Annotated in this window: 17 protein-coding genes; 8 read left to right on the top strand and 9 right to left on the bottom strand. The window is 68.8% G+C overall.

The annotated features are described in order from the left end of the window. Window positions 1–47: 47 nt before the first annotated feature. Window positions 48–1,211 (bottom strand): ROK family protein, encoded by a 1,164-nt coding sequence (locus FHX37_RS16390; RefSeq protein ID WP_141924714.1) that lies wholly within the window; start codon window positions 1,209–1,211, stop codon window positions 48–50. Between the two features lie 182 nt (window positions 1,212–1,393). On the opposite strand from FHX37_RS16390, the gene FHX37_RS16385 reads away from it, so the two are divergent. The 5 genes from FHX37_RS16385 (at window position 1,394) to FHX37_RS16365 (ending at window position 7,111) form a co-directional block, all read left to right on the top strand. Next, window positions 1,394–2,821, top strand: coding sequence for a sugar porter family MFS transporter (locus tag FHX37_RS16385; RefSeq protein WP_141924713.1), 1,428 nt, complete (start codon window positions 1,394–1,396; stop codon window positions 2,819–2,821). Between the two features lie 45 nt (window positions 2,822–2,866). Continuing rightward, window positions 2,867–4,021, top strand: a complete 1,155-nt coding sequence (gene xylA / locus FHX37_RS16380; RefSeq protein ID WP_141924712.1) for a xylose isomerase — start codon at window positions 2,867–2,869, stop codon at window positions 4,019–4,021. Window positions 4,022–4,023: 2 nt separating this feature from the next. After that, window positions 4,024–5,421: a xylulokinase gene (locus FHX37_RS16375; protein WP_141924711.1), complete on the top strand. Its 1,398-nt coding sequence runs from the start codon at window positions 4,024–4,026 to the stop codon at window positions 5,419–5,421. Between the two features lie 75 nt (window positions 5,422–5,496). Further along, window positions 5,497–6,081: a TetR/AcrR family transcriptional regulator gene (locus FHX37_RS16370; protein WP_141924710.1), complete on the top strand. Its 585-nt coding sequence runs from the start codon at window positions 5,497–5,499 to the stop codon at window positions 6,079–6,081. 82 nt (window positions 6,082–6,163) lie between these two features. Continuing rightward, window positions 6,164–7,111, top strand: coding sequence for an NAD-dependent epimerase/dehydratase family protein (locus tag FHX37_RS16365; protein ID WP_141924709.1), 948 nt, complete (start codon window positions 6,164–6,166; stop codon window positions 7,109–7,111). On the opposite strand, the gene FHX37_RS16360 is transcribed toward FHX37_RS16365, so the two are convergent. Continuing rightward, complete coding sequence (locus tag FHX37_RS16360) at window positions 7,105–8,217, bottom strand: NAD-binding protein (protein ID WP_170181608.1); 1,113 nt, start codon at window positions 8,215–8,217, stop codon at window positions 7,105–7,107. The two genes, FHX37_RS16365 and FHX37_RS16360, sit on opposite strands and share 7 nt — an antisense overlap. A gap of 139 nt (window positions 8,218–8,356) precedes the next feature. Here FHX37_RS16360 and FHX37_RS16355 point away from each other — a divergent pair, with 139 nt between their 5' ends. Continuing rightward, window positions 8,357–10,105 (top strand): BCCT family transporter, encoded by a 1,749-nt coding sequence (locus tag FHX37_RS16355; RefSeq protein WP_141924707.1) that lies wholly within the window; start codon window positions 8,357–8,359, stop codon window positions 10,103–10,105. Between the two features lie 159 nt (window positions 10,106–10,264). On the opposite strand, the gene mmsB is transcribed toward FHX37_RS16355, so the two are convergent. The 7 genes from mmsB to FHX37_RS16320 all read right to left on the bottom strand — a co-directional run bounded on the left by mmsB (window position 10,265) and on the right by FHX37_RS16320 (window position 19,514). Next, a complete protein-coding gene (gene mmsB, locus FHX37_RS16350; protein ID WP_141924706.1) occupies window positions 10,265–11,554 on the bottom strand; it encodes a multiple monosaccharide ABC transporter permease in 1,290 nt (429 codons plus the stop codon). Window positions 11,555–11,556: 2 nt separating this feature from the next. Then, window positions 11,557–13,068 (bottom strand): sugar ABC transporter ATP-binding protein, encoded by a 1,512-nt coding sequence (locus tag FHX37_RS16345; RefSeq protein ID WP_141925312.1) that lies wholly within the window; start codon window positions 13,066–13,068, stop codon window positions 11,557–11,559. Between the two features lie 17 nt (window positions 13,069–13,085). Beyond that, entirely contained in the window at window positions 13,086–14,174 is a 1,089-nt protein-coding gene (chvE, locus tag FHX37_RS16340) for a multiple monosaccharide ABC transporter substrate-binding protein (RefSeq protein WP_141924705.1), read from the bottom strand. A 521-nt stretch (window positions 14,175–14,695) separates the two neighbouring features. Continuing rightward, window positions 14,696–16,093, bottom strand: coding sequence for an L-fucose/L-arabinose isomerase family protein (locus FHX37_RS16335; protein WP_141924704.1), 1,398 nt, complete (start codon window positions 16,091–16,093; stop codon window positions 14,696–14,698). Between the two features lie 5 nt (window positions 16,094–16,098). After that, window positions 16,099–16,767 (bottom strand): L-ribulose-5-phosphate 4-epimerase, encoded by a 669-nt coding sequence (locus tag FHX37_RS16330; protein ID WP_141924703.1) that lies wholly within the window; start codon window positions 16,765–16,767, stop codon window positions 16,099–16,101. An 8-nt stretch (window positions 16,768–16,775) separates the two neighbouring features. After that, window positions 16,776–18,458 carry a ribulokinase gene (gene araB / locus FHX37_RS16325; protein ID WP_141924702.1) on the bottom strand — a complete coding sequence of 561 codons (1,683 nt, stop codon included), beginning with the start codon at window positions 18,456–18,458 and terminating at the stop codon, window positions 16,776–16,778. A 27-nt stretch (window positions 18,459–18,485) separates the two neighbouring features. Beyond that, the gene (locus FHX37_RS16320) at window positions 18,486–19,514 is read right to left on the bottom strand and encodes a LacI family DNA-binding transcriptional regulator (protein ID WP_246062320.1); all 1,029 of its coding nucleotides are present in this window, start codon (window positions 19,512–19,514) and stop codon (window positions 18,486–18,488) included. Window positions 19,515–20,182: 668 nt separating this feature from the next. Here FHX37_RS16320 and FHX37_RS16315 point away from each other — a divergent pair. Beyond that, window positions 20,183–21,205, top strand: coding sequence for a hypothetical protein (locus FHX37_RS16315; protein WP_141924701.1), 1,023 nt, complete (start codon window positions 20,183–20,185; stop codon window positions 21,203–21,205). Window positions 21,206–21,247: 42 nt separating this feature from the next. After that, on the top strand, window positions 21,248–22,363 hold the full coding sequence (locus FHX37_RS16310; RefSeq protein WP_170181607.1) for an HBL/NHE enterotoxin family protein: 1,116 nt from the start codon (window positions 21,248–21,250) through the stop codon (window positions 22,361–22,363).

The following is a 22,363-nucleotide window of genomic DNA, read 5'->3' as shown; positions in this document are numbered from 1 at the left end:
ACGCTCGGCCCCGGCGGGAACGGAACCGGCCGGAGAAGGGCCCGCACCTAGAAAGCGACGTGGTCGCGGGCCAGGAGCACCGCGCCCTCGAGTTCGGCGTCGGACAGCGGACTCGTCGCGACGGGGCAGGCGGACTGCGGGAGGGAGGAGTCGTGCAGCGCCTGCCGCGCGGGCTGCGTCAGGACCTCGCCGGCGCGGGCGATCGGCCCGCCGAGCACGACCAGGTCCGGGTTGAGCATGTTGAGCAGGTAGGCGATGCCGTGTCCCAGTCCGGTTCCGGCGCGGTGCAGGGCCCGCACCGCCGCGGGGTCCTCCCGCGCGGCCGCGTCCAGCACGTCGTCGAACGAGCAGTCCTCCCCGAGCCGTGTGGCCGTTCCCGCAGCCGCGGCCTCGCGGGCCGAGCGCAGGATCGCCGGCAGGGCGGCCACACTCTCCAGGCAGCCGAGGTTGCCGCAGGAGCAGCGCCGCCCGTCGTCCTCGACGCGGCAGTGCCCGACCTCCCCGCCGATACCCCTGGACCCCGAGAAGAGCCGGGAGTCCAGCACCACACCGGCACCGACGCCCGCCCCGACCATGACGCGCACGAAGTTCGCCACGCCCTCGGCGCACCCGTGGCGCTGCTCGGCGAGCGCGCCGGCGTGGGCCTCGTTGTACACCACCGCCGGCACGGAGAACAGCTCCTCGACCCACTCCCGCAGCGGCACGTCGCGCCAGTCCAGGTTCGGCGCGAGCAGGCAGCGGCCGTGGCGGTGGTCGACGAGCCCGGACACCGAGACCCCGACCGAGGCGATGCGGTCGCTCGGCACGCCCGCCCGCCGCGCCGTGTCACGCAGGAGCGGCCCCAGTTCCCGCACCCCTCGCCCGGCGTCGCCGACCGCGCTGGGCACGCTCCCCCGCGCCAGGGTGCGGCCGAGCGCGTCGGCCACGGTCATCGACGTGCGGCGCACACCCAGGTGCACCCCCACGTAGGCGCGGACGTCCGGGTTGAACACGACGAGGTTCGGGCGGCGGCCACCGACCGCCCCGGCGTCTCCCACCCCGGCGGGGGTGAGCGTGCCCTCCTCGAGCAGGCCGTCGATGATCGACGACACCGAGGGTTTGGTCAGCCCCGTGGTGCGGGCGACGGCCGCGCGTGACCGCGGTTGTCCGTCACTGAACAGCTCGAGCATGAGCTGACGGTTCATCTGCCGGACCGTGCGGGGATCCGCCATCGCGATACCTCCTGTGCGGCCCGTGCAGCCGGTGTCAGCCGCCGGGCGGGCCCGGGCCACGACTCTCGTGGCTCCGCTTCTCCCCGGAGTGATATCAGGTCATCCTATTGACACTCGTTAGTAAGGATACGATCCTTACTAACCATCACACGGCATGTGACCATCGACACAACGGAGCATCGATGTCCGAACCCCCCGGTGCGTCCACCCCATCCCCCCGCACGCTGCGCACGCTGCACTTCGCCACCGTCGCGGCGCTGGGGGGTTTCCTCTTCGGTTACGACACCGCCGTCATCAACGGCGCCGTCACCGCCATCCGCAGCGTCTTCGGCGTCGGCGCGTTCGCCACCGGACTGGCCGTGGCCATGGCCCTGATCGGATCGGCCGTCGGAGCCTGGAACGCCGGAAAGCTCGCCGACCGGTACGGCCGCCTGGTTACGATGCGCATTGCCGCGGTGCTGTTCCTGCTGAGCGCGCTCGGCTCGGCGCTGCCGTTCACCATCTGGGACTTCACCCTCTGGCGCCTCGTCGGCGGTGTCGCGGTCGGCATGGCCTCGGTGATCGCACCGGCCTACATCGCCGAGATCTCCCCGGCCAGGGGGAGGGGCCGCCTCGGCGCGCTGCAGCAGTTGGCCATCGTGCTGGGGATCGCGATCTCCCAGGCGGTCAACTGGGCCATCGCCGGCGCGGCCGGGGGCGGAGCGGAGGCAACGATCCTGGGACTGGCGGCCTGGCAGTGGATGCTGGCCGCAGAAGCCGTCCCCGCCGTCCTCTACGGCCTCCTGGCGTTCACCATCCCCGAGTCGCCGCGCTACCTGGTCACCCGCGGGCACGCGGGCCGCGCCCACCGGGTCCTCAGCACGACGGAGGGCGGCGACGTCGACGAACGGATCGCCGAGATCCGGGAGTCCGTGGCCAACGACCACCGGCCGCGGGTCCGCGACCTGCGCGACGCGCGCACCGGCCTGCTCCCGGTCGTCTGGGTCGGCATCGTCCTGTCCGTGCTGCAGCAGTTCGGCGGGATCAACGTCATCTTCTACTACTCGTCGGCGCTGTGGCAGTCGGTCGGGATCGACGAGTCCAGGTCGCTGCTGCTGAGCCTGTCCACCCAGATCTTCAACATCCTCGGTACCGTCATCGCTCTGGCCCTGCTGGACCGCGTCGGACGGCGCCCCCTGCTGCTGACCGGTTCGGCGGGGATGACGGTCATGCTGGGTGCCGCCACGTACGCCTTCGGCCACGCCACCACCGTCAACGGCGAGCCGAACCTGGCCGACCCCTACGGCCCCATGGCGCTGGTCGCCGCGCACGCCTTCGTGTTCTTCTTCGCCATCTCGTGGGGACCGGTCGTGTGGGTGCTGCTGGGCGAGATGTTCCCGAACCGGTTCCGCGCCCCGGCCCTGGCGGTGGCCGCCGCGGCCCAGTGGCTGGCCAACTTCGTCATCACCGCCACGTTCCCACCGCTGTCCGAGGCGAGCCTGTCCATGACCTACCTCGGCTACACCGCCTTCGCGGGTGTGTCGGTGTGGTTCGTCCTCAGGTGGGTTCCCGAGACCAAGGGACGCACCCTCGAGGACATGGACCGCACGGCCCTGACCCGCACGGGCTGACCCCCGGAGCACCGTTCACCGTTCGACCCGAGTCTGGAGACCAGTATGGACCTCACCCCCACACCGCGGGACCGTTTCGCCTTCGGCCTGTGGACGGTCGGCTGGCGGGCCAACGACCCGTTCGGCGACCCCACCCGCGAGCGCCTCGACCCGGTCGAGGCCGTGCACGGCCTCGCCGACATCGGCGCCTACGGCGTCACCTTCCACGACGACGACCTGGTCCCGTTCGGCACCCCGGCCGCCGAACGTGACGCGATCGTCGACCGGTTCCGCGGGGCGTTGGACGAGACCGGCCTGGTGGTCCCCACGGCCACCACCAACCTCTTCGGTCACCCCGTGTTCAAGGACGGCGCGCTGACCGCCAAGGACCGGGACGTGCGGCGGTTCGCGCTGCGCAAGGCGGCGCGCAACATCGACCTGGCGGCCGAGCTGGGCGCCCGGACCTACGTGTTCTGGGGCGGACGCGAGGGCTCGGAGGCCGAGGCCGCCTACGACCCGGCCGCGGCGCTGGAGCGGTACCGCGAGGGCCTCAACGCGCTGACGCACTACGTCCGGGAGCGGGGGTACCGACTGCGGTTCGCCGTGGAACCCAAACCGAACGAGCCCCGCGGCGACATCCTGCTGCCGACCATCGGCCACGCCCTGGCGTTCGTCCAGACCCTGGACCATCCGGAGATGGTCGGGGTCAACCCCGAGGTCGGCCACGAGCAGATGGCCGGGCTCAACGCGGTGCACGGCTACGCGCAGGCGCTGTGGCAGGGGAAACTGTTCCACGTCGACCTCAACGGGCAGCACGGCCCGCGCTACGACCAGGACCTCGTGTTCGGCCACGGCGACCTCATCAACGCCTTCTTCCTGGTCGACCTGCTGGAGAACGGCGGCTACGACGGCCCCCGCCACTTCGACTACAAGCCGCTGCGTACTGAGAGCATCGAGGGTGTGTGGGAGAGCGCACGCGCCAACATGCGCACCTACCTGATGCTGCGGGAGCGGGCGCGCCGGTTCCGCCAGGACCCCGAGGTCGCCGAGGCGCGTACGGCCGCGCGCGTGGACCGGCTGTCGGTGCCCACCCTCGACGAGGGGGAGAGTGTCGCGAGCGTGCTGTCCGAGGAGCTCGACGTCGCCGAGGCGGCCGAGCGGGGAGCGGCCAACGCCCGCCTGCAGCAACTGGCCGTGGAACACCTGATGGGAGCACGCTGAACATGCCGTTGGTCGCGGGTGTCGACTCGTCGACACAGTCCTGCAAGGTGCTCGTCCGCGACGCCGAGACCGGCGCGCTGGTACGCGAGGGCCGGTCCGACCATCCGGAGGGGACCCAGGTCGACCCCCGCCACTGGTGGCGGGCGCTGAACGCCGCCGTCGACGCCGCCGGCGGGATCGACGACACGGTGGCGGTGGCCGTCGCCGGACAGCAGCACGGGATGGTCTGCCTCGACGAGCGGGGGGAGGTCGTGCGGCCGGCGTCGCTGTGGAACGACCTCGCCCCCGCGGCGGCAGCCGAGGAGCTCGTGGCCGAGCTCGGCGCGCGCGAGTGGGCGCGGGCGGTGGGTATCGTCCCGCGGGCATCGTTCACCGTGGCCAAACTGCGGTGGCTCGCCGAGACCGACCCCGGTTCCGCCGAGCGCACCGCGGCGGTGTGCCTCCCGCACGACTACCTCACGTGGCGGCTGGCCGGAACCGGCGACCCCGCCCGGATCACCACTGACCGCGGCGACGCCTCGGGCACCGGGTACTGGTCGCCGTTCTCGCTCACCTACCGCGAGGACCTGGTCACCCGGGCGTTCGGGGCGGTGCCGGCGCTGCCCCGGGTGTGCGCCCCGGCCGAGCGGGTCGGCACCACCGGCGGCGGCGCCGTGCTCGGCGCGGGTACCGGCGACAACATGGGCGCGGCACTGGGGCTGGGCATCGGCCGGGGCGACGTGGTGGTCTCGCTGGGCACGTCCGGAACCGTGTTCGCCGCGGGAACGGAACCGATCGCCGACGCCGCCGGGGACATCGCCGGTTTCTGCGACGCGACCGGCCACTTCCTGCCGCTGGTGTGCACGCTCAACGCCGCGCGGGTGCTCAGCTCCACCGCGGCGATGCTCGACACCGGCCTGGACGGACTGGACCGGCTCGCCCTGCGGGCCGATCCGGGGGCGGGCGGACTGACGCTGCTGCCCTACCTCGACGGAGAGCGCACACCGAACCTTCCCGAGGCCTCCGGCACGCTCACCGGTATGCGCACGGCCAACATGACCCCGGCCAACGTGGCCCGGGCGGCCGTCGAGGGAGTGCTGTGCGGACTCGCCGACGGGCTGGACCTGCTCCGGGGGCGGGGTGTCGAGGTCAACCGTGTGCTGTTGACCGGCGGAGCCGCGCAGTCGGCCGCGGTGCAGGGCCTGGCTCCGGCCGTGTTCGCCGCCGACGTGGAGGTGCCACAGCCCGACGAGTACGTGGCGATCGGCGCCGCCCGCCAGGCCGCCTGGGCCTGGGCGGGGTCGGACGAGCCCCCCGCCTGGGAGGTGAGCCGCGCGCGTCTTCCGAAGGCGGATCCGGAGTCCGCCCGGCCGGTGCGGGAGGCGTACCGCGAGGCCCGCGGCCGGGTGTACGGGGTGTGAGCCGGCGCCCGGGCACCGGCCGCCGAGACCGTCCCTCCATTGCCGGATGCCAGGGGTGAGTGTACAGTCACTCATATGGTGACGAGCGAGCGGGAGCTGTCCACGGCCGACGCGCGTCGGGCGGCCGTCGTGAGCAGCGCGGTACGCCTGTTCGCCCGTTCGGGCCTCTCGGGGGCCACGATCGGGGCGATCGCGGACGACGCGGGAATCTCGCCGGCCTACGTGTTCAAGCTGTTCAGCAGCAAGAACCAGCTGTTCGTCGCGGCGCTGGAGAGCTGCTACGAACAGATCCTCGGAGTGCTGGAGGACGCGGCCGCGGGTTCGGACACGGCCGGTTCGGCGGACGTGCTCGACCGGATGGGCGCGGCCTACGCCGAGCTGATCGCCGACCGCGACCTGCTGAACCTCCAGGTGCACGCCCAGGCGGCGGTCGGAGTCCCGGAGGTCCGGGATGCCGTGCGTTCGGGCATCGCCCGGATCACGGCACTCGCGAGCTCCCGGTCCGGGGGGAGCGCCGGGGAGGTCCAGCGTTTCATGGCCTACGGCCAGCTCTGCCACCTACTGACGGCCGTCGACGCCTTCGGGGTCGACGAACGCTGGGCGGCGACCCTCACCGAGGGCGTCCGCCACACCGCACCCGCGGAGGATCCGCGGAACTGAGGCAGGCCCGCCCGACACGGGCGGGCCTTTCTCGTGACAAAAGAGTGATTGATGGGTCACTCACTACGGAAGGAGCGCGTACATGACCCCGAGCACCGATCACGGCCTCCATGTCGTCCTGGGCGCCGGGCCGGCCGGAACCACCCTGGTGGAGGAGCTGGCGTCGCGCGGCGAACGGGTGCGCCACGTCTCCCGTTCCGGGATCGCGACCTCCCCGCCGGGGGTGGAGACCGCGCGCGGCGACGTCTCGACCCCCGACGGGGCCGTCGCCGCGACGGAGGGCGCCAGCGTGGTCTACCACGCGGTCAACGTGGACTACCACCGGCAGGTCCGGACCATGCCGGCCATCGCGGAAGCCGTCCTCACCGCGGCGAGGACCCACGACGCGAAACTCGTCGTGCTGGACACGCTCTACCCCTACGGCACCGCCGACGGCGGGCACATCACCGAACGGACACCCTGGTCGGCGACGTCGGAGAAGGGGAGGATGCGCGCGGACCTGGACCGCCGCTACCTCCGCGCGCACACCGACGGGGAGGTGCGGGTGGCCCTGGGAAGGTCCGCCGACTTCTTCGGACCCAGGGTGCTCAACTCCACGCTCGGTGGCGCGTTCTTCCCGGCCGCGCTGAGGGGCGAGCCCGCGATGGCCCTGGGCGACATCTCCCTGACGCACAGCTACTCCTTCATCGCCGACACCGCCCGCGGGCTGGCCGAACTGGGGGTCCGCGACGACGGCGACGGCCGGGTCTGGCACCTGCCGACCGCCCCCGCGGTCAGCACACGACGGGTCCACCGGATCGTCGAGGAACTCCTCGGCCGGCCGCTGCACGTCGAGGTGCTGGACCGGCCCGTCGCGTTCGGCCCGTTCGACGAGCGGTTCATGGCCGAGTACGCCGAGCTCTTCTACCAACACCGGATCCCGCAGAACATGGTCTCGCGGGACTTCGAGGAGGCGTTCTCCACCAGCCCCACCCCGCTGCCCAAGGCCCTGGCGGCGACGATCGCCTGGTACCGCGACGCGGGTCAGTAGTCCGTGTCCCGCTCGCGCCACGGGGTGCGCAGCAGCTCGCGGTCGTCGAAGGACAGGGCGCGGTCGGCGCGCTCGACATGGCGCTCCAGGTCGGCGGTGCTCAGCCGCCGCCGCGCCACGTAGTACAGGACGGCGTCCCGGGGGACCTCGGTGGTCCATGAGGGGCTGAGGTCCACCCCTGCCCCGGTGTCCAGGCCGAGCACGGTGGCGGCGTTCCACCGGCCCAGCGCCATCTGGAAGTGGCCGTAGCTGCGGCCGGCCAGGGACGCGGGCACCCGGACGGAGTAGGTGCCGCGCTGTCCGGCGCCCAACAGCCCGGAGAGGACACCCGACATCCCGGGGTCGCGGGCCTCGGCGGCGAGGAGCCGCCAGGAGTGCCACTCCACGCAGCGGGCGCCGGGGGCCACACGCGCCACGGTGCGCGCGTGGGCCATGTCGTGCAGGGCGACCACGGTGTGGACCTCCGGGGCGAGGTAGGCGGCGGCGACGGTGACCTTGAGCGCCTCGTCGTCGTCGCGAGGGTCCACCACCACCGTGGTGGCGCGGTCCAGCGCGGCGCGGCCCAGCACCTCCTCGTCGGTGAGGTTGCCGCGCACGAACCGGGTGTCGTCGCGGTGTCCCAGCGGGTGCTGCTCGGTCTGCTCCTCCCAGGCGCACAGGACGATCTGGTGGGGCTCCTCGGCGGTCAGCTCGGCGATGACCCGCTCGGTGCGGCCGGGAATGTAACCGAGAACGGCGGTGTGTCCGGTGGTGTGCAGTTCGGCGCGACCGTGCATGCGCAGTCCCTTGGCCTTCTCGATGGCGCGCGCCAGGCGCGTGAAGAGCATGGTGATGGTGACGATGCCGCCGACGATGACGTAGAGGCCGATGAACTGCCCGGCGGTCGTGGTGGGGTAGTGGTCACCCGGTCCGGCGGCGGCCGGGGTGACGGTGCCGGCGAACCACCACCAGTAGGCGTCGGCGCGCACCACGGCGGCGCCCGGCGGTTCGGCCCAGACCATCAACAGCCAGCTGCTGACGAAGACGAACAGCAGCAGCTCCACGGGAAGCGCCCAGGTGACGCGCTGCCGTATCCGGGCCAGGGCGCGGGTCAGCCACAGCCGCACGGGGTGAGGGTATCCGAGCCGGCCGGGGCGGGTACAGCGCACCGGGCCGGGACACTCGACACCGTCCCACGGCGGGTGTTTGGATTCCAGCCAGGACACGGCGCCGACCGGGTGTCGGCATGCGGGAGCGTGGTGGGTCATGGCTCAGTCCGGGCGGTATCGGGGCGAGCGCGCGGTGCGGCCGGGGGTGTTCTTCCCGGCCGCCGGTTTCATCGTGGCGTTCGTGGTGCTGGCCATGGCGCTGCCCGGGGCCTCCTTCACGTGGATAACCGCGGCCCAGGACGCCGTCGTGGACTCGTTGGGCTGGTACTACGTGGCCGTGGTGTCGGCGTTCGTGGTGTTCGCGCTGTGGACGGTGGTGGGACGCAGCGGCGAGGTGAAACTGGGACCCGACGACGCGGAGCCCGAGTTCGGCCTGGGATCGTGGTTCGCGATGCTGTTCGGTGCCGGTATGGGCATCGGACTGGTGTTCTGGGGTGTGGCCGAGCCGCTGCACCACTTCGCGGGCATACCCAACCGGTCCCCGGAGATGCTGCAGGGCGGTGACGCGGCCGGGGTCGCCGAGGGCGCGCTGGTGCAGACGCTGGTGCACTGGGGGCTGCACCCCTGGGCGATCTACGCGGTGGTGGGTCTGGCCGTGGCCTACACGGTGCACCGCCGGGGGCGGCCGGTGTCGCTGCGCTGGGCGCTGGAATCCTTGCTGGGCGAACGCCGGGTACGCGGCGCGCTGGGCGACGTCATCGACGTCACCGCGGTCGTCGGCACGGTGTTCGGGGTGGCCACCTCGCTGGGGCTGGGAGTGTCCCAGATCGCGGCCGGGCTGGAGGCCCTGGACCTGGTGCGCGATCCCGGGCTGGCCGGGAAGGTCCTGATCATCGGGCTGATCACCCTGTTGGCCATAGTCTCGGTGGCCACGGGGCTGCACCGCGGCATCCGCTTGCTGTCGAGGCTGAACCTGGGGCTGGCGGGTGCGCTGCTGGTGTTCGTCGCGGTCACCGGACCGAGCCTGTTCCTGCTGCGTGAGGGCGTGCAGCTCGTTGGGGTCTACGCCCAGGACCTCGTCCGGATCAGCCTGAACACCTCCGCCCTGTCCGGTGAGCGGGGAGTGGAGTGGCAGAGCTGGTGGACGGTGTTCTACTGGGGCTGGTGGATCGCCTGGGCGCCGTTCGTGGGAGTGTTCATCGCCCGCATCTCCCGGGGGCGCAGCGTACGGGAGTTCGTGGCCGGGGTGCTGCTCGTGCCCAGCGCGGTGACACTGGTGTGGTTCACGGTCTTCGGGGGAAGCGCGCTGTGGCACCAGCTGCGACGCGAGGGTGCACAGTTCCACGGCGGGCTGATCGGCGACGACGGGTCGGTGTCCCAGGCAGGGGCGCTGTACGAGCTTCTGGAGAGCCTGCCGTGGGCAACGGTGGCCGTGGGGCTCGCGGTGGTGCTGGTGGCACTGTTCTTCGTCACCTCCTCGGACTCCGGGTCGCTGGTCGCCGACATGCTGGCCTCCGGAGGGCGGGCCGACCCGCCGGTGTGGAGCCGGGTGTTCTGGTCCCTGCTGGAGGGGGCCGTGGCGGTGGCGCTGCTGACGGTGGGCGGCGAGACCGGGCTGACGGCGCTGCGCTACGCCGCCGTCATCATCGCGTTGCCGTTCAGCGTGGTGATGATCGCGATGTGCGTGGCTATGGTGCGCTCCCTGCGCGCGGAACGGCGCCTGCAGCTGCGTATCCAGCGGGGCCTGCAGCGCGAGGAGCTGACGGCGCGGGTGTGGCAGAACCTCGCCGAGGAGGGGGTGGTCCACCCCGACACCGGGCCCGGGGACGACCCCGGGGACAGCCCGGACACCGGCGGCGGTCCCGAGAACGGGTCCGGGAACAGCCCGCCAGGGGCCGGGCTCTGAGTACGGTGCCCGGCCGAGGCCGCTGTCAGAGCCCGGGCCACGACCCGGGGCGGCCAAACCGGGGTTCCGCGACCGCGGGCACTGGCCGGATCCGGCCAGTGCCCGCTTTCCGTGATGGTCGGGGGCGTTGCGGTGGCGCCGCGGGCCGCCCGCTTCCGGTCACGTCCGGGACTGGCCCGCGGGAACGGGCTCCCGCTCGTTCTCCTCGGAGCTCGGGCCGGTGTCGGGTCCGCTGGAGTCCGCGGCGCTCGTTTTCGCGCCGCCGGCCGCGGCGCGCTTCTTGTTGTAGATGTCGAAGGCCACCGCGAGCAGCAGAACAAGGCCCTTGATCAGCTGCTGCCAGTCGACTCCCAGCCCGATGATCGACATGCCGTTATTGATCACGCCCATGACCAGTGCACCGACAACGGCCCCGATCACGGTGCCCACGCCGCCGGAGGCCGAGGCGCCGCCGATGAACGCCGCGGCGATCGCGTCAAGCTCGAACATCTCTCCGGCACCCGGCGTCGCCAGGTTCAACCGCGCGGTGAAGAGCACACCGGCCAGCGCGGCCAGCGTCCCCATGTTCACGAACACCCAGAAAGTGGTGCGGCGGGTGTCCACCCCGGACAGCATCGCGGCGCGCTCGCTGCCGCCCACGGCGTAGATGTGCCGGCCGGCGGTGGTGGACCTCATCAGGAACGCGTACCCGACGATCAGCGCGACCAGCAGCAGCCCGACCACCGGAACACCGCTGTGCAGGGCCAGCATGTAGCTGAACACCATGACCACTGCCGTCGTCAGGACCGACGTCAGCGAGTTCAGCCGCGCGGACGAGGCCGGAAGGCCGTGCCGGAGGTTGCGTGCCCGGTCGTTCCACTGGATCCCCACGAGTGCGGCCGAGGCCGCGGCCCCGATCACCAGGGGCAGCACATGCACCCCGCCGACCTCGAGGTCGGGAACGAAACCGCCGGCCAGGAAACGCACCGACGACGGTAGCCGGCCCACTGACTCCCCGCCGAGCACGAGCAGGGTGGCACCCCGGAAGATCAGCATCCCGGCCAGGGTCACGATGAAGGCCGGGATCCGCATGTAGGCGATCCAGAAGCCGTGCCACGCGCCGATGGCCGCCCCCAGCAGCAGAGCCGCCGGGAGGACGACCAGCAGCGGAAGCCCCAGGTCGGCCAGCATGATCGCCGTCACGGCACCCACGAAGGCCACGACGGAACCGACGGACAGGTCGATGTGGCCGGTGATGATCACCAGCATCATCCCGATCGCGAGGACCAGGACGTAGGAGTTCTGCATCACCAGGTTGGTGATGTTGAGCGGGCGCAGCAGCAGCCCGCCGGTGAGGATCTGGAACAGAACCACGATGACGGCGAGCGCGATCACCATGCCGTACTGTCGTGCGTTGTTCCGCAGCATGTCGCGTATCGTGTTCATTCCCGTGGCCCACGCATTCGTCATCGTCACGGTCCTGTCGTCGTCATGAGCCGCATGAGGGATTCCTGGTCGGCTTCGGAACCCGCGACGTCCCCGGTGACGCGCCCCTCGCGCATCGCGTAGACGCGATCGCACATCCCCAGCAGCTCCGGCAGCTCGGAGGAGATCATCAGCACGGAAGCTCCCCGCTCCACGAGCCGGTGGATGATCATGTAGATCTCGTACTTGGCGCCGACGTCGATCCCGCGGGTGGGCTCGTCCAGGATGAGCAGCTCCGGCTCGGTGAACATCCACTTGCCCAGCACGACCTTCTGCTGGTTGCCGCCGCTGAGGTCTCTGGCGGCCTGGTGGATGTCGCGGCTTTTCACTTGCAACTGGCCGCGCAGCCTCTCGGCGGCGACCGACTCCTCGGCGGGGTTGATCACCGCGCGGCGGCTGACCCGCCGCAGCCCGGGCAGCGTGAGGTTGTGCCGTATGTCGTCGTCCATGACGAGCCCGAGCTGCTTGCGGTCCTCCGGGACGTAGGCGATGCCGTTGGCGACGGCGTCGGCGACGCTGCCGGTGCGGATCCGCTCCCCGTCCTTGTGGACGGTCCCGCTGACGTACTGCCCGTAGGAGCGGCCGAACACGCTCATCGCGAACTCGGTCCGCCCCGCGCCCATCAGCCCGGCCAGGCCCACGATCTCGCCGCGCCGGACCGTCAGGGTGGCACCGTCGACGATGCGGCGCCCCAGCTGGGTGGGGTGGTCGACGCTCCAGTCGCGCACCTCGAACCGGACCCCGCCGATGCGGGGTGTGCGTTCGGGGAAGCGGTGCTGCAGGTCGCGGCCGACCATCGCGCTGATGATGCGGTCCTCATCGACCCCGCCCTCGGCCAGCGCCATGGTCTCGACGGTGCGGCCGTCACGAAGCACAGTGATCGTGTCGGCGACCCTGGCGACCTCGTCCAGCTTGTGCGAGATGAGGATCGACGTGATGCCCTGTGCTTTGAGCTCCGTCAGCAGCCGTAGCAGGTTGTCGCTCTCCGCCTCGTTCAGTGCCGACGTCGGTTCGTCCAGGATGAGCAGCCGTACACGCTTCGAGAGCGCCTTCGCGATCTCCACGAGCTGCTGCTCACCCACGCCGAGCGCGGACACCGGAAGCGTCGGGTCCCGGTCCAGCCCCACCCGGCTCAGCAGATCGCGGGCGTCGCTGACGGTACGTCCCCAGTCGATGCGGCCGGCCCCGCGCACCCGCTCGTTGCCCAGGAAGATGTTCTCGGCGATGGAGAGGTTCCCGACGAGAGCCAGCTCCTGGTGGATGATCACGATCCCCGCCCGCTCACTGTCGCGGATTCCGGAGAACATCCGCACGTCACCGTCGACCAGGATCTCCCCGGTGTAGTCGCCGTGGGGGTGGACACCGCTGAGTACCTTCATCAGGGTGGACTTGCCGGCACCGTTCTCTCCCACGAGCGCCCGGACCTCACCGCGGGGGATCCGCAGGTCGACATCCGAGAGCGCCCGGACACCGGGGAACTCCTTGGAGATCGCGCGCATCTGGAGGATGAGGTCGCTCACTTGAGATCCGACTCCTCGTAGTAACCGCTTTCGACCAACTCCTCCTCGTAGTTGTCGGCGTCGACCGAGACCGGTTCGAGGAGGTGGGCCGGGACGACCCTCTCGCCGTTGTCGTAGCTCTCGGTGTCGTTGACCTCGGGTTCCTCGCCCTGCACGACGGCGTCGGCCATACCGGCGGCGACCTCCGCCAGCTCGCGGGTGTCCTTGAACACGGTCTGCGTCTGCTCACCCGCGATGATCGACTTCACCGAGGCCACTTCCGCGTCCTGTCCGGTGATCACCGGGAGCGGCTTGTCCTCCTCGCCGTAGCCGACCCCCTTGAGGGAGGAGATCACCCCGGTGCTGATCCCGTCGAAGGGGGACAGCACGGCGTCGAGGTCCCTGTCGCTGTAGTGCGCGCTGAGCAGGTTGTCCATGCGCTCCTGGGCTTCAGCGCCGTCCCAGCGCATCGTGGCGATCTGGTCCATCTCCGTCTGCCCGCTGACGACGTTCAGAACGCCGTCCTCGATGTAGGGCTCCAGCACCGACATGGCGCCGTCGTAGAAGAAGTAGGAGTTGTTGTCGTCCGGGGAGCCGCCGAACAGCTCTATGGTGAACGGCCCCTCCTCGTTCTCCAGGTCGAGAGCCTTTTCGATGTAGCGTCCCTGGAGCACGCCCACCTCGAAGTTGTCGAAGGTCGCGTAGTAGTCGACGTGCTCCGTGCCGCGGATGAGCCGGTCGTAGGAGATGACGGGGATGTCGTTCTCGGCGGCCGAGTCCAGGACCTCGGTCAGCGACTCACCGTCGACAGCGGCGATGACCAGGGCGTCGACGTCCTTGGTGATCATGTTCTCGATCTGGGCGGCCTGGTCCTCCACCACGTCCTCGGCGTACTGCAGGTCGGTGCCGTAGCCCGCCTCCTCCAGCTCGGCGACCATGTTGTCGCCGTCCCGCACCCAGCGCTCCCAGGACTGGGTGGGCATGGAGATGCCGATCGTGCCGTTCTCCCCGGCGTCGCGTGCGGCGTCGCCGACACCGCCGCACGAGGCGAGCGGGATCGTCAACGACACCGCGAACAGCGCCGCTCCGATTGGTTTCATCCTCATGTGAGACACCTCTTTCGCTGGTTACACGGTGATGCCGCGTCGTGTGGACCGTGTCGGGGCAGGACCGGGGACGGCCGGTGTGCGGCCGTCCGGGCACCGGGGGCTGCACGACGCCGAGGAGGTCGTCCTGTAGCCGGAAGCCGGGGTGGCGCGCGGCGCTCGGTGGCGCCCTCGGCTCGCATCCCGCGCGGGCCGATGCCGGGAGTCACGGGGTCGCCGGTGCGGTGGTTGACGGCGATGCACCGCCGCCGCACCGTTCGCCGGGTCGTGGTGGCGGCTGCACCCGCTCCATCCGCAGGATGCTGCCGGAGGACGCGGCGCCCGATTCCGGGCGCCCGGGCCGGGGGTGTGTTCCTGTCTAGCGCGCATGGCAACTCTCCTGCCTGTCGTGCGCTGCTGCGTCCCCGAACCGCGTGCGTGTTCGAGGTGTGAGGGGGCGGCGTCCCCCGGGCAGCGCCGCCCCTGCGAGTGGATTCGTGGTGCCTGCGTGCTGTCGGTTGGAGGGGCCGATCCCCTCCGGGTCAGACCTGGACGAACTCGATTCCGGTGAGTTCGCAGAACACTCGCCACTCCGCGGCCACGGAGCCGAGGTTCATCACGATGTGGTGGGTTCCCCCGTTGCGCAGCCAAGCGTCCATGCAGTCACGGATCCCCGAGTCCGGGCGGAACTGGCCGTAGGGCATCTCCAGGGCCGGAAGCCGCTGGGAGTCCAGCACCTCGCCCTCGGCGACCACCATCCGGAACCGCTCACCGCCCAACGCGACCAGCGAGGCCAGCGTGGCGCGGCCGGGCTTGATCCGGAACAGCACCGTAGGGGGATCGTCGAGGTTCCCGATGGCCAGTGGCCGCTTGATGAGCCGCACCGGCTCGTCGTCGCGGGCGACCCGCCAGTTTCCCTCTCCCATGTGGCTCATGAGAAGGGAGTCACTCGGGTAGTCCATGGCGTACATCTCGGTGAAGTGGCCGTCCCCGGCGAGCTGGTGCCCGGCGTGCACCATCGCGGCGGCGAGCACGTCACCCTCACCGGCGAAGCCGTACCCCCGGGCCATCAGGGATGAGGCCGAGGCCATGGGAAGCCGGTCGAACCGTCCGTCCTCACCGATGGCGTCGAAGTGCGTGGAGTACGCTCGGCAGCCGTGCTCGGTGAGCAGCCGCTCGATCCCGAGCTGCATGCGGGCGTGGTCCGCGCGTTCCTCCCCGGACAGTCGCCCGTCGATCTCGAACCGCTCGTCCTCCCAGCTCATGAGCGCGCTGACCTCGGAATCGGGCAGCTCGTCCATCGTGCGGCGCAGCGCCCCCGGCGCGATCGCCACCACCTCCGGGCCGAGGGCGCGCACCAGCGCGGTCTCGTCGAACCGGGCGTCGCCCATCCCGTTCATGGCGTAGCCGAACACGCCCACCTTGAGGCGTTTCCACCCTGTGGCGGCGCGGGCCGCCCGCGCCCAGCGCCCGACGCGCTCGCGGAAGGCCCCGCTCGGCCACTCCTCGGTTACCACGTCGAAGGCAACCCCCGCCCGCACCATCGCGTTGGCGGTGTCCTGGGCACCGTGGATGCCCTGGTTGTAGGTCATGTCATCCATGTCCCACTCGGGGCTCACCGCCGGATCCGGCTGGATGTTGGCCAGGCAGACCGGCAGTCGCAGCTCGCGGAACACGCGTGTCACGCGCAGCGAAGGCCCGTATGTGAGCATCACGACCAGGACACCGTCGAGGCCGGCGTTCTCGAACTCGCGCATGGCGCGTTCGGCGTCGTCGCGGCTGCGCACCGGGTCGCTGGTGACACACTCGGCGACCGGTTCGAGGCTCTCGGCGACGCGTCGCGCGTATGCGGCCTGATGCTCGGTGATCCCCGGGATCATGTCGTCGTACAGGGGCTGCATGATCCCCAGGACGCCGATGCGCGGCAGGGTCTCAGTCATGTTCCTCATCTCTGGCCGTAGACGTTCTGGTAGCGCTCGTAGAGTGCGTCGATGTGCTCCTGGGGAAGCCGCTCGACGGGACCGTGCTCGCGTGCCAGGTGCACGGTGCGAGCGACGTCCTCGCACATCACCGCGGCCTTGACGGCGGCCTTCGGCGAGTCGCCGATGGTGAAGACCCCGTGGCTGCGCATCAGCACCGCCGGTGAGCGGTGCCCGGTCAGTGTCGCGACGATTCCTCTGCCGATGTCGTCACCGCCGATGAGGGCGAACGGGCCGACCGGTACGTCGGCGCCGAACTCGTCGGCCATCGCGGTGATGGCACACGGGATCGGCTCGTCGCGGGCGGCCCACGCGGTGGCATACGGGCTGTGGGTGTGCACCACCCCGCCGACCTCGGGCATGGCGCGGTACACGTAGGCGTGGGCGTCGGTGTCGCTGGACGGCGAGTGGCGCCCGTCGACGAGGGCGCCGTCGAGGTCGCAGACGACCATGGACTCCGGGGACAGGTCCTCGTAGCTGACACCGCTCGGTTTGATCACGATGAGGTCGGAATCGGGGACCCGGGCCGAGATGTTCCCGCTGGTCCAGGTCACCAGGTTCCAACGGAGCAACTCGGAGTGCAGGGCGCAGACGTCCTCTCGGACGCGCTCGACGGCCTCGGTGGGGAGTGTCATGATATGCCTTACCTGGTGTGGTTCTTGTCGCGGATGCGGCGCAGCCGGTGGAGGGCCTCGGTGCCCCCGCGGCCGAAGTGGTCGTGCAGGTCGGTGTAGACCGCGTAGAGCTCGTCGTAGTCGGCGGCCCGCGCCGGGTCCGGCAGTACCGCGTCGCGGGTGACGCTGCCCATCGCCTCGGAGGCGGCGGGAACGTCGGGGTAAGCGCCGGCGGCGACGGCGGCGTGGATCGCGGCTCCGAGGGCGGGGCCCTGATCGGAGTCGGCCACGTGCAGCGGGCGGTTCAGCACGTCGGCGTAGATCCGCAGCACGAGGTCGTTGCGTTTCAGTCCGCCGGCCACGGTGAACCCGTCGACGGGGACGCCGGAATTCTGGAACGCGTCGACGATGGTGCGGGTGCCGAACGCGGTGGCCTCGATCAGAGCCCGGTAGACCTCCTCGGCGCGGGTTGCCAGGGTCATGCCCGCGACCACGCCCGAGAGGCCGTGGTCGACCAGGACCGACCGGTTGCCGTTGTGCCAGTCGAGTGCCACCAGCCCGTGTGCTCCCACGGGCTGCTCCGCCGCCTTCCGGGAGAGCAGCTCGTGCGCGGTGATCCCGAGCTCGGCGGCCTCGTCGGCGTACCCGGACGGGGCGAACCCGTCGGCGAACCAGCCGAAGATGTCCCCGACGCCGCTCTGCCCGGCCTCGTAGCCCCATGACCCGGTCACGATGCCGTCGCGTACTGCCCCGCACATGCCCGGGACCTCGGCGAACCCGGTCGCGTTGAGCACGTGGCAGGTGCTGGTGCCCATGATGGCCAGCATCTGGCCGGGTGCGACGGTTCGCGCGGCGGCCGCGGTGGTGTGGGCGTCGACGTTGCCAACGGCGACCGCGGTTCCTTCGGGAAGCCCGGTCAGCGCCGCTGCGGCGTGGGTGAGCCCCCCTGCGCGCCCGCCCAGTGGGGAGAGCGGGTGGGCGAGCTTGTCCGCGACGAAGTCGGCGAAGCGGGGGTCGAGCGCGGCCAGGTACTCGCGCGAGGGCCACGCGCCGTCCTGGTGGATCCCCTTGTACCCGGCCACGCAGGCGCTGCGGTTCTCGCTGCCGCAGAGTTGCCAGACGATCCAGTCGGTGGCCTCAATGAACCGTTCGGCGCGGGCGTAGACTTCCGGGTCCTCCCGAAGGACCTGTAACGCCTTGGGGAACTCCCATTCGGCCGATATCCGACCGCCGTAGCGCGCGAGCCACGGTTCGCCGCGTTTCTCAGCCACAGCGTTGACCTCGTCCGCCTCGGGCTGGGCGGCGTGGTGTTTCCAGAGCTTCGGGTAGGCGTGCGGCCGGTCGGCGAGCTCGGACAGCTCACACAGCGGAGTGCCGTCGGCGGTCGTGGGCATGAAGGTCGAGGCGGTGAAGTCCGTGCCGATCCCGATCACCCGTTGTGCGGGTACGCCACTTGCGGCGAGGGCCTCGGGGACCGCCTCGCGCAGGACAGCGCGGTAGTCGTCGGGGACCTGTAGTGCCGTGTCGGGCGCGAGGGAGACGCCCGACCCCGGCAGCGCCTCGGTGACCGCGCCGTGCTCGAAGTCGTGCACGGCGCTGGCCAGCTCAGCGCCATCGGCGACCCGGACCACGACGGCCCTTCCCGACAGGGTCCCGAAGTCGACGCCGATGACGACATCAGATGAAATGTTAGCGCTAACATTTGGATTCACGGGGGGCTCCAGGAGAGACGTGGCGGGCTATCTGGTCGACGGGGGTGCGGTGCTCTGGCGGGTCACCAGCCGTGCCGGTACGACGTCGCGTTTGGGGGCCGACTCCGGCGATTCGGAGTCCTCCAGCAGCGAGAGCAGCAACGCGATGCTGCGCTGCCCCACTTCGCTGAAGTCCTGGGCCACCGTCGTCAACGGCGGCGTGAAGAACTCCGCCTCGGGTACGTCGTCGAACCCGACGACGCTCACCTCCTGCGGCACGCGCAGTCCCGCCTCCCCGAGCGCGCGCAGCACACCCAACGCCATCTGGTCGTTGGCCACGAACACCGCGGTGACCTCGCGGTCGTCGGCGAGCCGCCGGCCGAGCTCGTAGCCCTCCCTGGGGCGCCAGTTCCCCCACAGCGGCTCGGGCACCGGAGCGCCGGCCTCCTCCAGCGCCCGGTGCCACCCGGCCACGCGCCCCTCGGACTCCAGCCAGTCGTGCGGGCCGGCGATGTGGTGGACGGTGCGGTGACCGAGCTCGATCATGTGCCGGGTGGCGAGGTAGGCCCCACCGGGCTGGTCCACACAGACCACCGGAATGTCCGGCGCCTGCCCGCCCTCGACGGCGACCACCGGGCGCCCGTGGGGAAGGTCCGCCAGACCCTCGACCACGGTACGCAGGGGAGCGATCACGATGTAGCCCTCGACCGACTGCTGGGCGAGGTAGTCCATCGCCTCGCGGACGGCCTCATGGGTGACCGTCTGCAGGGTGACGACGCTGAGGAAGTAGCCGGCCGCGCGGGCGGCGCGCTCGATCCCGCCCAGGGTGCTGGCCGGACCGTACAACGTCGGGTCGAACGCGATGACCCCGATGACACTGGTGCGCCGGGTCACCAGTGCCCGCGCCGAGGAGTTGCGGAGGTATCCGAGCTCATCGATGGCCATCTCCACCCGCGTGCGGGTCTCGGCCTTGACGTTGGGGTGCCCGTTGAGCACGCGCGAGACCGTCTGGTGCGACACTCCCGCCATCCGCGCGACGTCGGCCATGACAGGGCTGTGCCCGTTCGCAGCCGGCATGGCACCCCCAATCCTCGCAACGCCGGGGAAACGCCGTTGTGACGTAGGAAATATTGTTAGCGCTAACACACAGGGTGTCAAGGGGCCTCTGCCACGGAAGGGCCAGGGTCACCGGCCTCGTGCTCTGACCGGAAGCGTTCGCCGGGCGGTCAGGCCGCTGGTGTCAGCGGGCGAGCGCCCCAGCGGATAGCAGCGGCGGCCGTGGGTGATCCGGTGGCGGCGCGCCAGCAGACGCAGGGCCACGGCGGCGCTTCCGGGGACGGGCCCGGGGAGATCCCGCCCGCGAAGTCGGACTCTGCACGCGGCGCCCGGCTTTCCGGGGCTCCCTCCCCGGAAAGCCGGAAGGGACGGGACACCACGCGTGTGCCCCGTCCCCGTGGATGATCCCGGTGTCCCTGTCTTGCCCTGCACCTTCCACCTACGACGATCAGCGGCACAGCCCTCCCGTGGCACGAGAACCACGGGACCTCTCCCACCCGAGAAAGAAAGATCTCACCAATATTATTTAAAGAAAGGACAGGTGTCCCATGGGTGCGTGCCACAGAAAATATGGGTTCCTAGCATCGGGGCTGGAGCGAGCGCGTGTTTTTCGTTTCTTTTCGGGGGTCCGCCTGCAGACGTAGCGGGTCCCCTTTTGGAGTGCGCGTATACCGAAGAAAGGTCCGAGAGTGTCCGAAACGACAACGACAGTACCCGACCTGGGTCCCGGCCGGATCTCCGATGACATCGACTCCCTCATGGGAAACATGCTGACAGCGCGCGCCCGGGCGCTGGTCGTTCAGAGGCAGCCTGATGTGACTCTTGCCCTGGGAGAAGCGGATGAAAAACAGTCATTGGTCGATTGCCAGGGACACGTAGAGGAACACGCGAAAGACTACCTTGAGAAAAAGATTCCGGAGGCGATAAATATACTGGAGGGAGTCAAGCTCATTGTCGATCAGCTTCCGTCCCCGGGAGAGAGTACCAACAAGTTTTTAGCGCGGATGGACCTGACGAAGAGGAAGCTGGAGGACAACAAGTCTTTTTCGCGGGGGTTTTTCAACGGTCTCGTTTCGTTCCAAGAGAGGGCGAAGTACGATGTGGATTTTTTGGAAAAACATCTGGATGGCAGGATAAATAGACTCTCTGGAAATGATGGTGAAATTAACAATAAGAGGGAAAGGATAAAAAAGATCAACAAGGACATAGAAGACGATCTTGAGGAGTTTTCCCGTTGTACGAAAAACATTGGGAAAGACGCAGGGAAGATAATAAACTCCATCGCCGGTTCCATTGAGAAGGCAAGAGCGAAAAAAGAAGGGGAGGCCTCGGGCGATTCTGATGATATATCAGATTCTGTTATCGACATACCCGAGTCGAGCAAAAAGTCGAAGAAAGCGATGAGCGACTTCAAGGATCATATAAAAGAGTTGCAGTCTGCGCACACTGATTTGGCGAAATCTGATATGAGTCTGGCGGTTTCGGTCGAGATCAGTGATGAAGTGCTTGTCTATTTCCGAAGTCTGCACAGGGTGATGGAGAGTGCCGGTTCCCTGACGGCTACCTGGGATCGAGTGTCACATAATTTCTCTTCCCTGGAGCACGAGAAAAATGTTTCCCCGGAGTCCTTGGTTTCTGCTTGGCCGAGCTTCCGCGAAAAATGGTCGAGCCTTGCGTCGGAAATCAAGCACCTCGAGGAGCAGATTACATAAAGCAGGGCTGTATGGGCTTGATTTCGAGTTTTGGGGGATGCCGTGTCCAGTGAAATTTCTCAGGAAATAAAAAAGGATCAGGACAAAGGAAAGGAGGTGCTGAAGAACCAGTCTTCCCAAGGGCTCAATCTGCAGGCCGCGTCACTCGCAATTGAGCGGCAATCCTTGATTGATCTTGGAGACGGGGTGCCAGATAAAGTAAAAACAATCGAGAAAAAATTCAATGAGGAAATAAAGCGGGACAAGGATATAGCAGAAAGATATTTGTTCAAAACTCATCCCCTGATTATCGGGACGATTGAGGATATACGAGGGTTCTATGAAATACAGAAAGACTTGAAAAAGCATCTGGAGGAAGACAGCAAGGAAAAGTTCGCAACGCGCCTGAGGACCATAATAGAAAGGACGGATTATTACAATAAATCAACCCGAGGGCTCGTTGATAAACTCAACTCTCTACAGAAGGACTATTCATCCGCCGCGGGGAATATCACCACGTACGCAACTGAACTAAATTCCTACACCAAAGGGGATAAAGGTGCGCTTGAGGACCTGAAGAAAAAATTGAAAGATGTTCAGGATGAAATCGACAGCAAATCGGTTGCTGCGGTGGCGAGTGGCATCCTGATTGTCGGTGGTGTCGCGATGATACTCTTGGGGGCGGTTGGGGAGCTGTTTACCGGTGGTGCTTCGACTCTGCTGATCGTTGGGGGAGTATCCTGCGTCGTGGCTGGGACCGCAGGTGCTATTGCCAGCGGATTGAGTTTGTCCAAGCTTGTTGATACAAAAAGGGACATAATGACACAGAAGGCCCAGTTGGACAATGGCGTCAAGGCCTTCACAGATTTTTCTACCGGAATGGAAAGCCTCTCCGCTAAGGTTGAGAAAGCAGCACAATCCGCGCAGGAGGTGTCGAATGCGTGGAATGTGCTGCGTAAGCGTTTGGAAAACGTCGAGCACGACGCATTGCAGGGGAAACTTAGCTCTGGTGACCTTCGTGAGATATACACTGAGAACGTGGCAACAGGCGCCGAGAGTGTGGTGCAGGCGGCCCAGACCATAGAGAACCAGTTCAACGGGGCCCGGGACTACGACAAAGAGTCGGCCCAAAAAGACTTGTCGAAGAAAATAAAAAGCAAATTCGACAAGGTTTCCTGA

Source organism: Haloactinospora alba, from assembly GCF_006717075.1.
Taxonomy (GTDB): domain Bacteria; phylum Actinomycetota; class Actinomycetes; order Streptosporangiales; family Streptosporangiaceae; genus Haloactinospora; species Haloactinospora alba.
The sequence above is the reverse complement of the archived record's forward strand: the minus strand, read 5'-3'. Positions and strand labels throughout refer to the sequence as shown.

Bases quoted from the DNA above. Each gene is read 5' to 3' on its own strand.
- FHX37_RS16390 (WP_141924714.1), bottom strand. From the start codon at position 1,211: ATGGCGGATCCCCGCACGGTCCGGCAGATGAACCGTCAGCTCATGCTC.
- FHX37_RS16385 (WP_141924713.1), top strand. From the start codon at position 1,394: ATGTCCGAACCCCCCGGTGCGTCCACCCCATCCCCCCGCACGCTGCGC.
- xylA (WP_141924712.1), top strand. From the start codon at position 2,867: ATGGACCTCACCCCCACACCGCGGGACCGTTTCGCCTTCGGCCTGTGG.
- FHX37_RS16375 (WP_141924711.1), top strand. From the start codon at position 4,024: ATGCCGTTGGTCGCGGGTGTCGACTCGTCGACACAGTCCTGCAAGGTG.
- FHX37_RS16370 (WP_141924710.1), top strand. From the start codon at position 5,497: ATGGTGACGAGCGAGCGGGAGCTGTCCACGGCCGACGCGCGTCGGGCG.
- FHX37_RS16365 (WP_141924709.1), top strand. From the start codon at position 6,164: ATGACCCCGAGCACCGATCACGGCCTCCATGTCGTCCTGGGCGCCGGG.
- FHX37_RS16355 (WP_141924707.1), top strand. From the start codon at position 8,357: ATGGCTCAGTCCGGGCGGTATCGGGGCGAGCGCGCGGTGCGGCCGGGG.
- mmsB (WP_141924706.1), bottom strand. From the start codon at position 11,554: ATGACGAATGCGTGGGCCACGGGAATGAACACGATACGCGACATGCTG.
- FHX37_RS16345 (WP_141925312.1), bottom strand. From the start codon at position 13,068: ATGCGCGCGATCTCCAAGGAGTTCCCCGGTGTCCGGGCGCTCTCGGAT.
- chvE (WP_141924705.1), bottom strand. From the start codon at position 14,174: ATGAGGATGAAACCAATCGGAGCGGCGCTGTTCGCGGTGTCGTTGACG.
- FHX37_RS16335 (WP_141924704.1), bottom strand. From the start codon at position 16,093: ATGACTGAGACCCTGCCGCGCATCGGCGTCCTGGGGATCATGCAGCCC.
- FHX37_RS16330 (WP_141924703.1), bottom strand. From the start codon at position 16,767: ATGACACTCCCCACCGAGGCCGTCGAGCGCGTCCGAGAGGACGTCTGC.
- FHX37_RS16320 (WP_246062320.1), bottom strand. From the start codon at position 19,514: ATGCCGGCTGCGAACGGGCACAGCCCTGTCATGGCCGACGTCGCGCGG.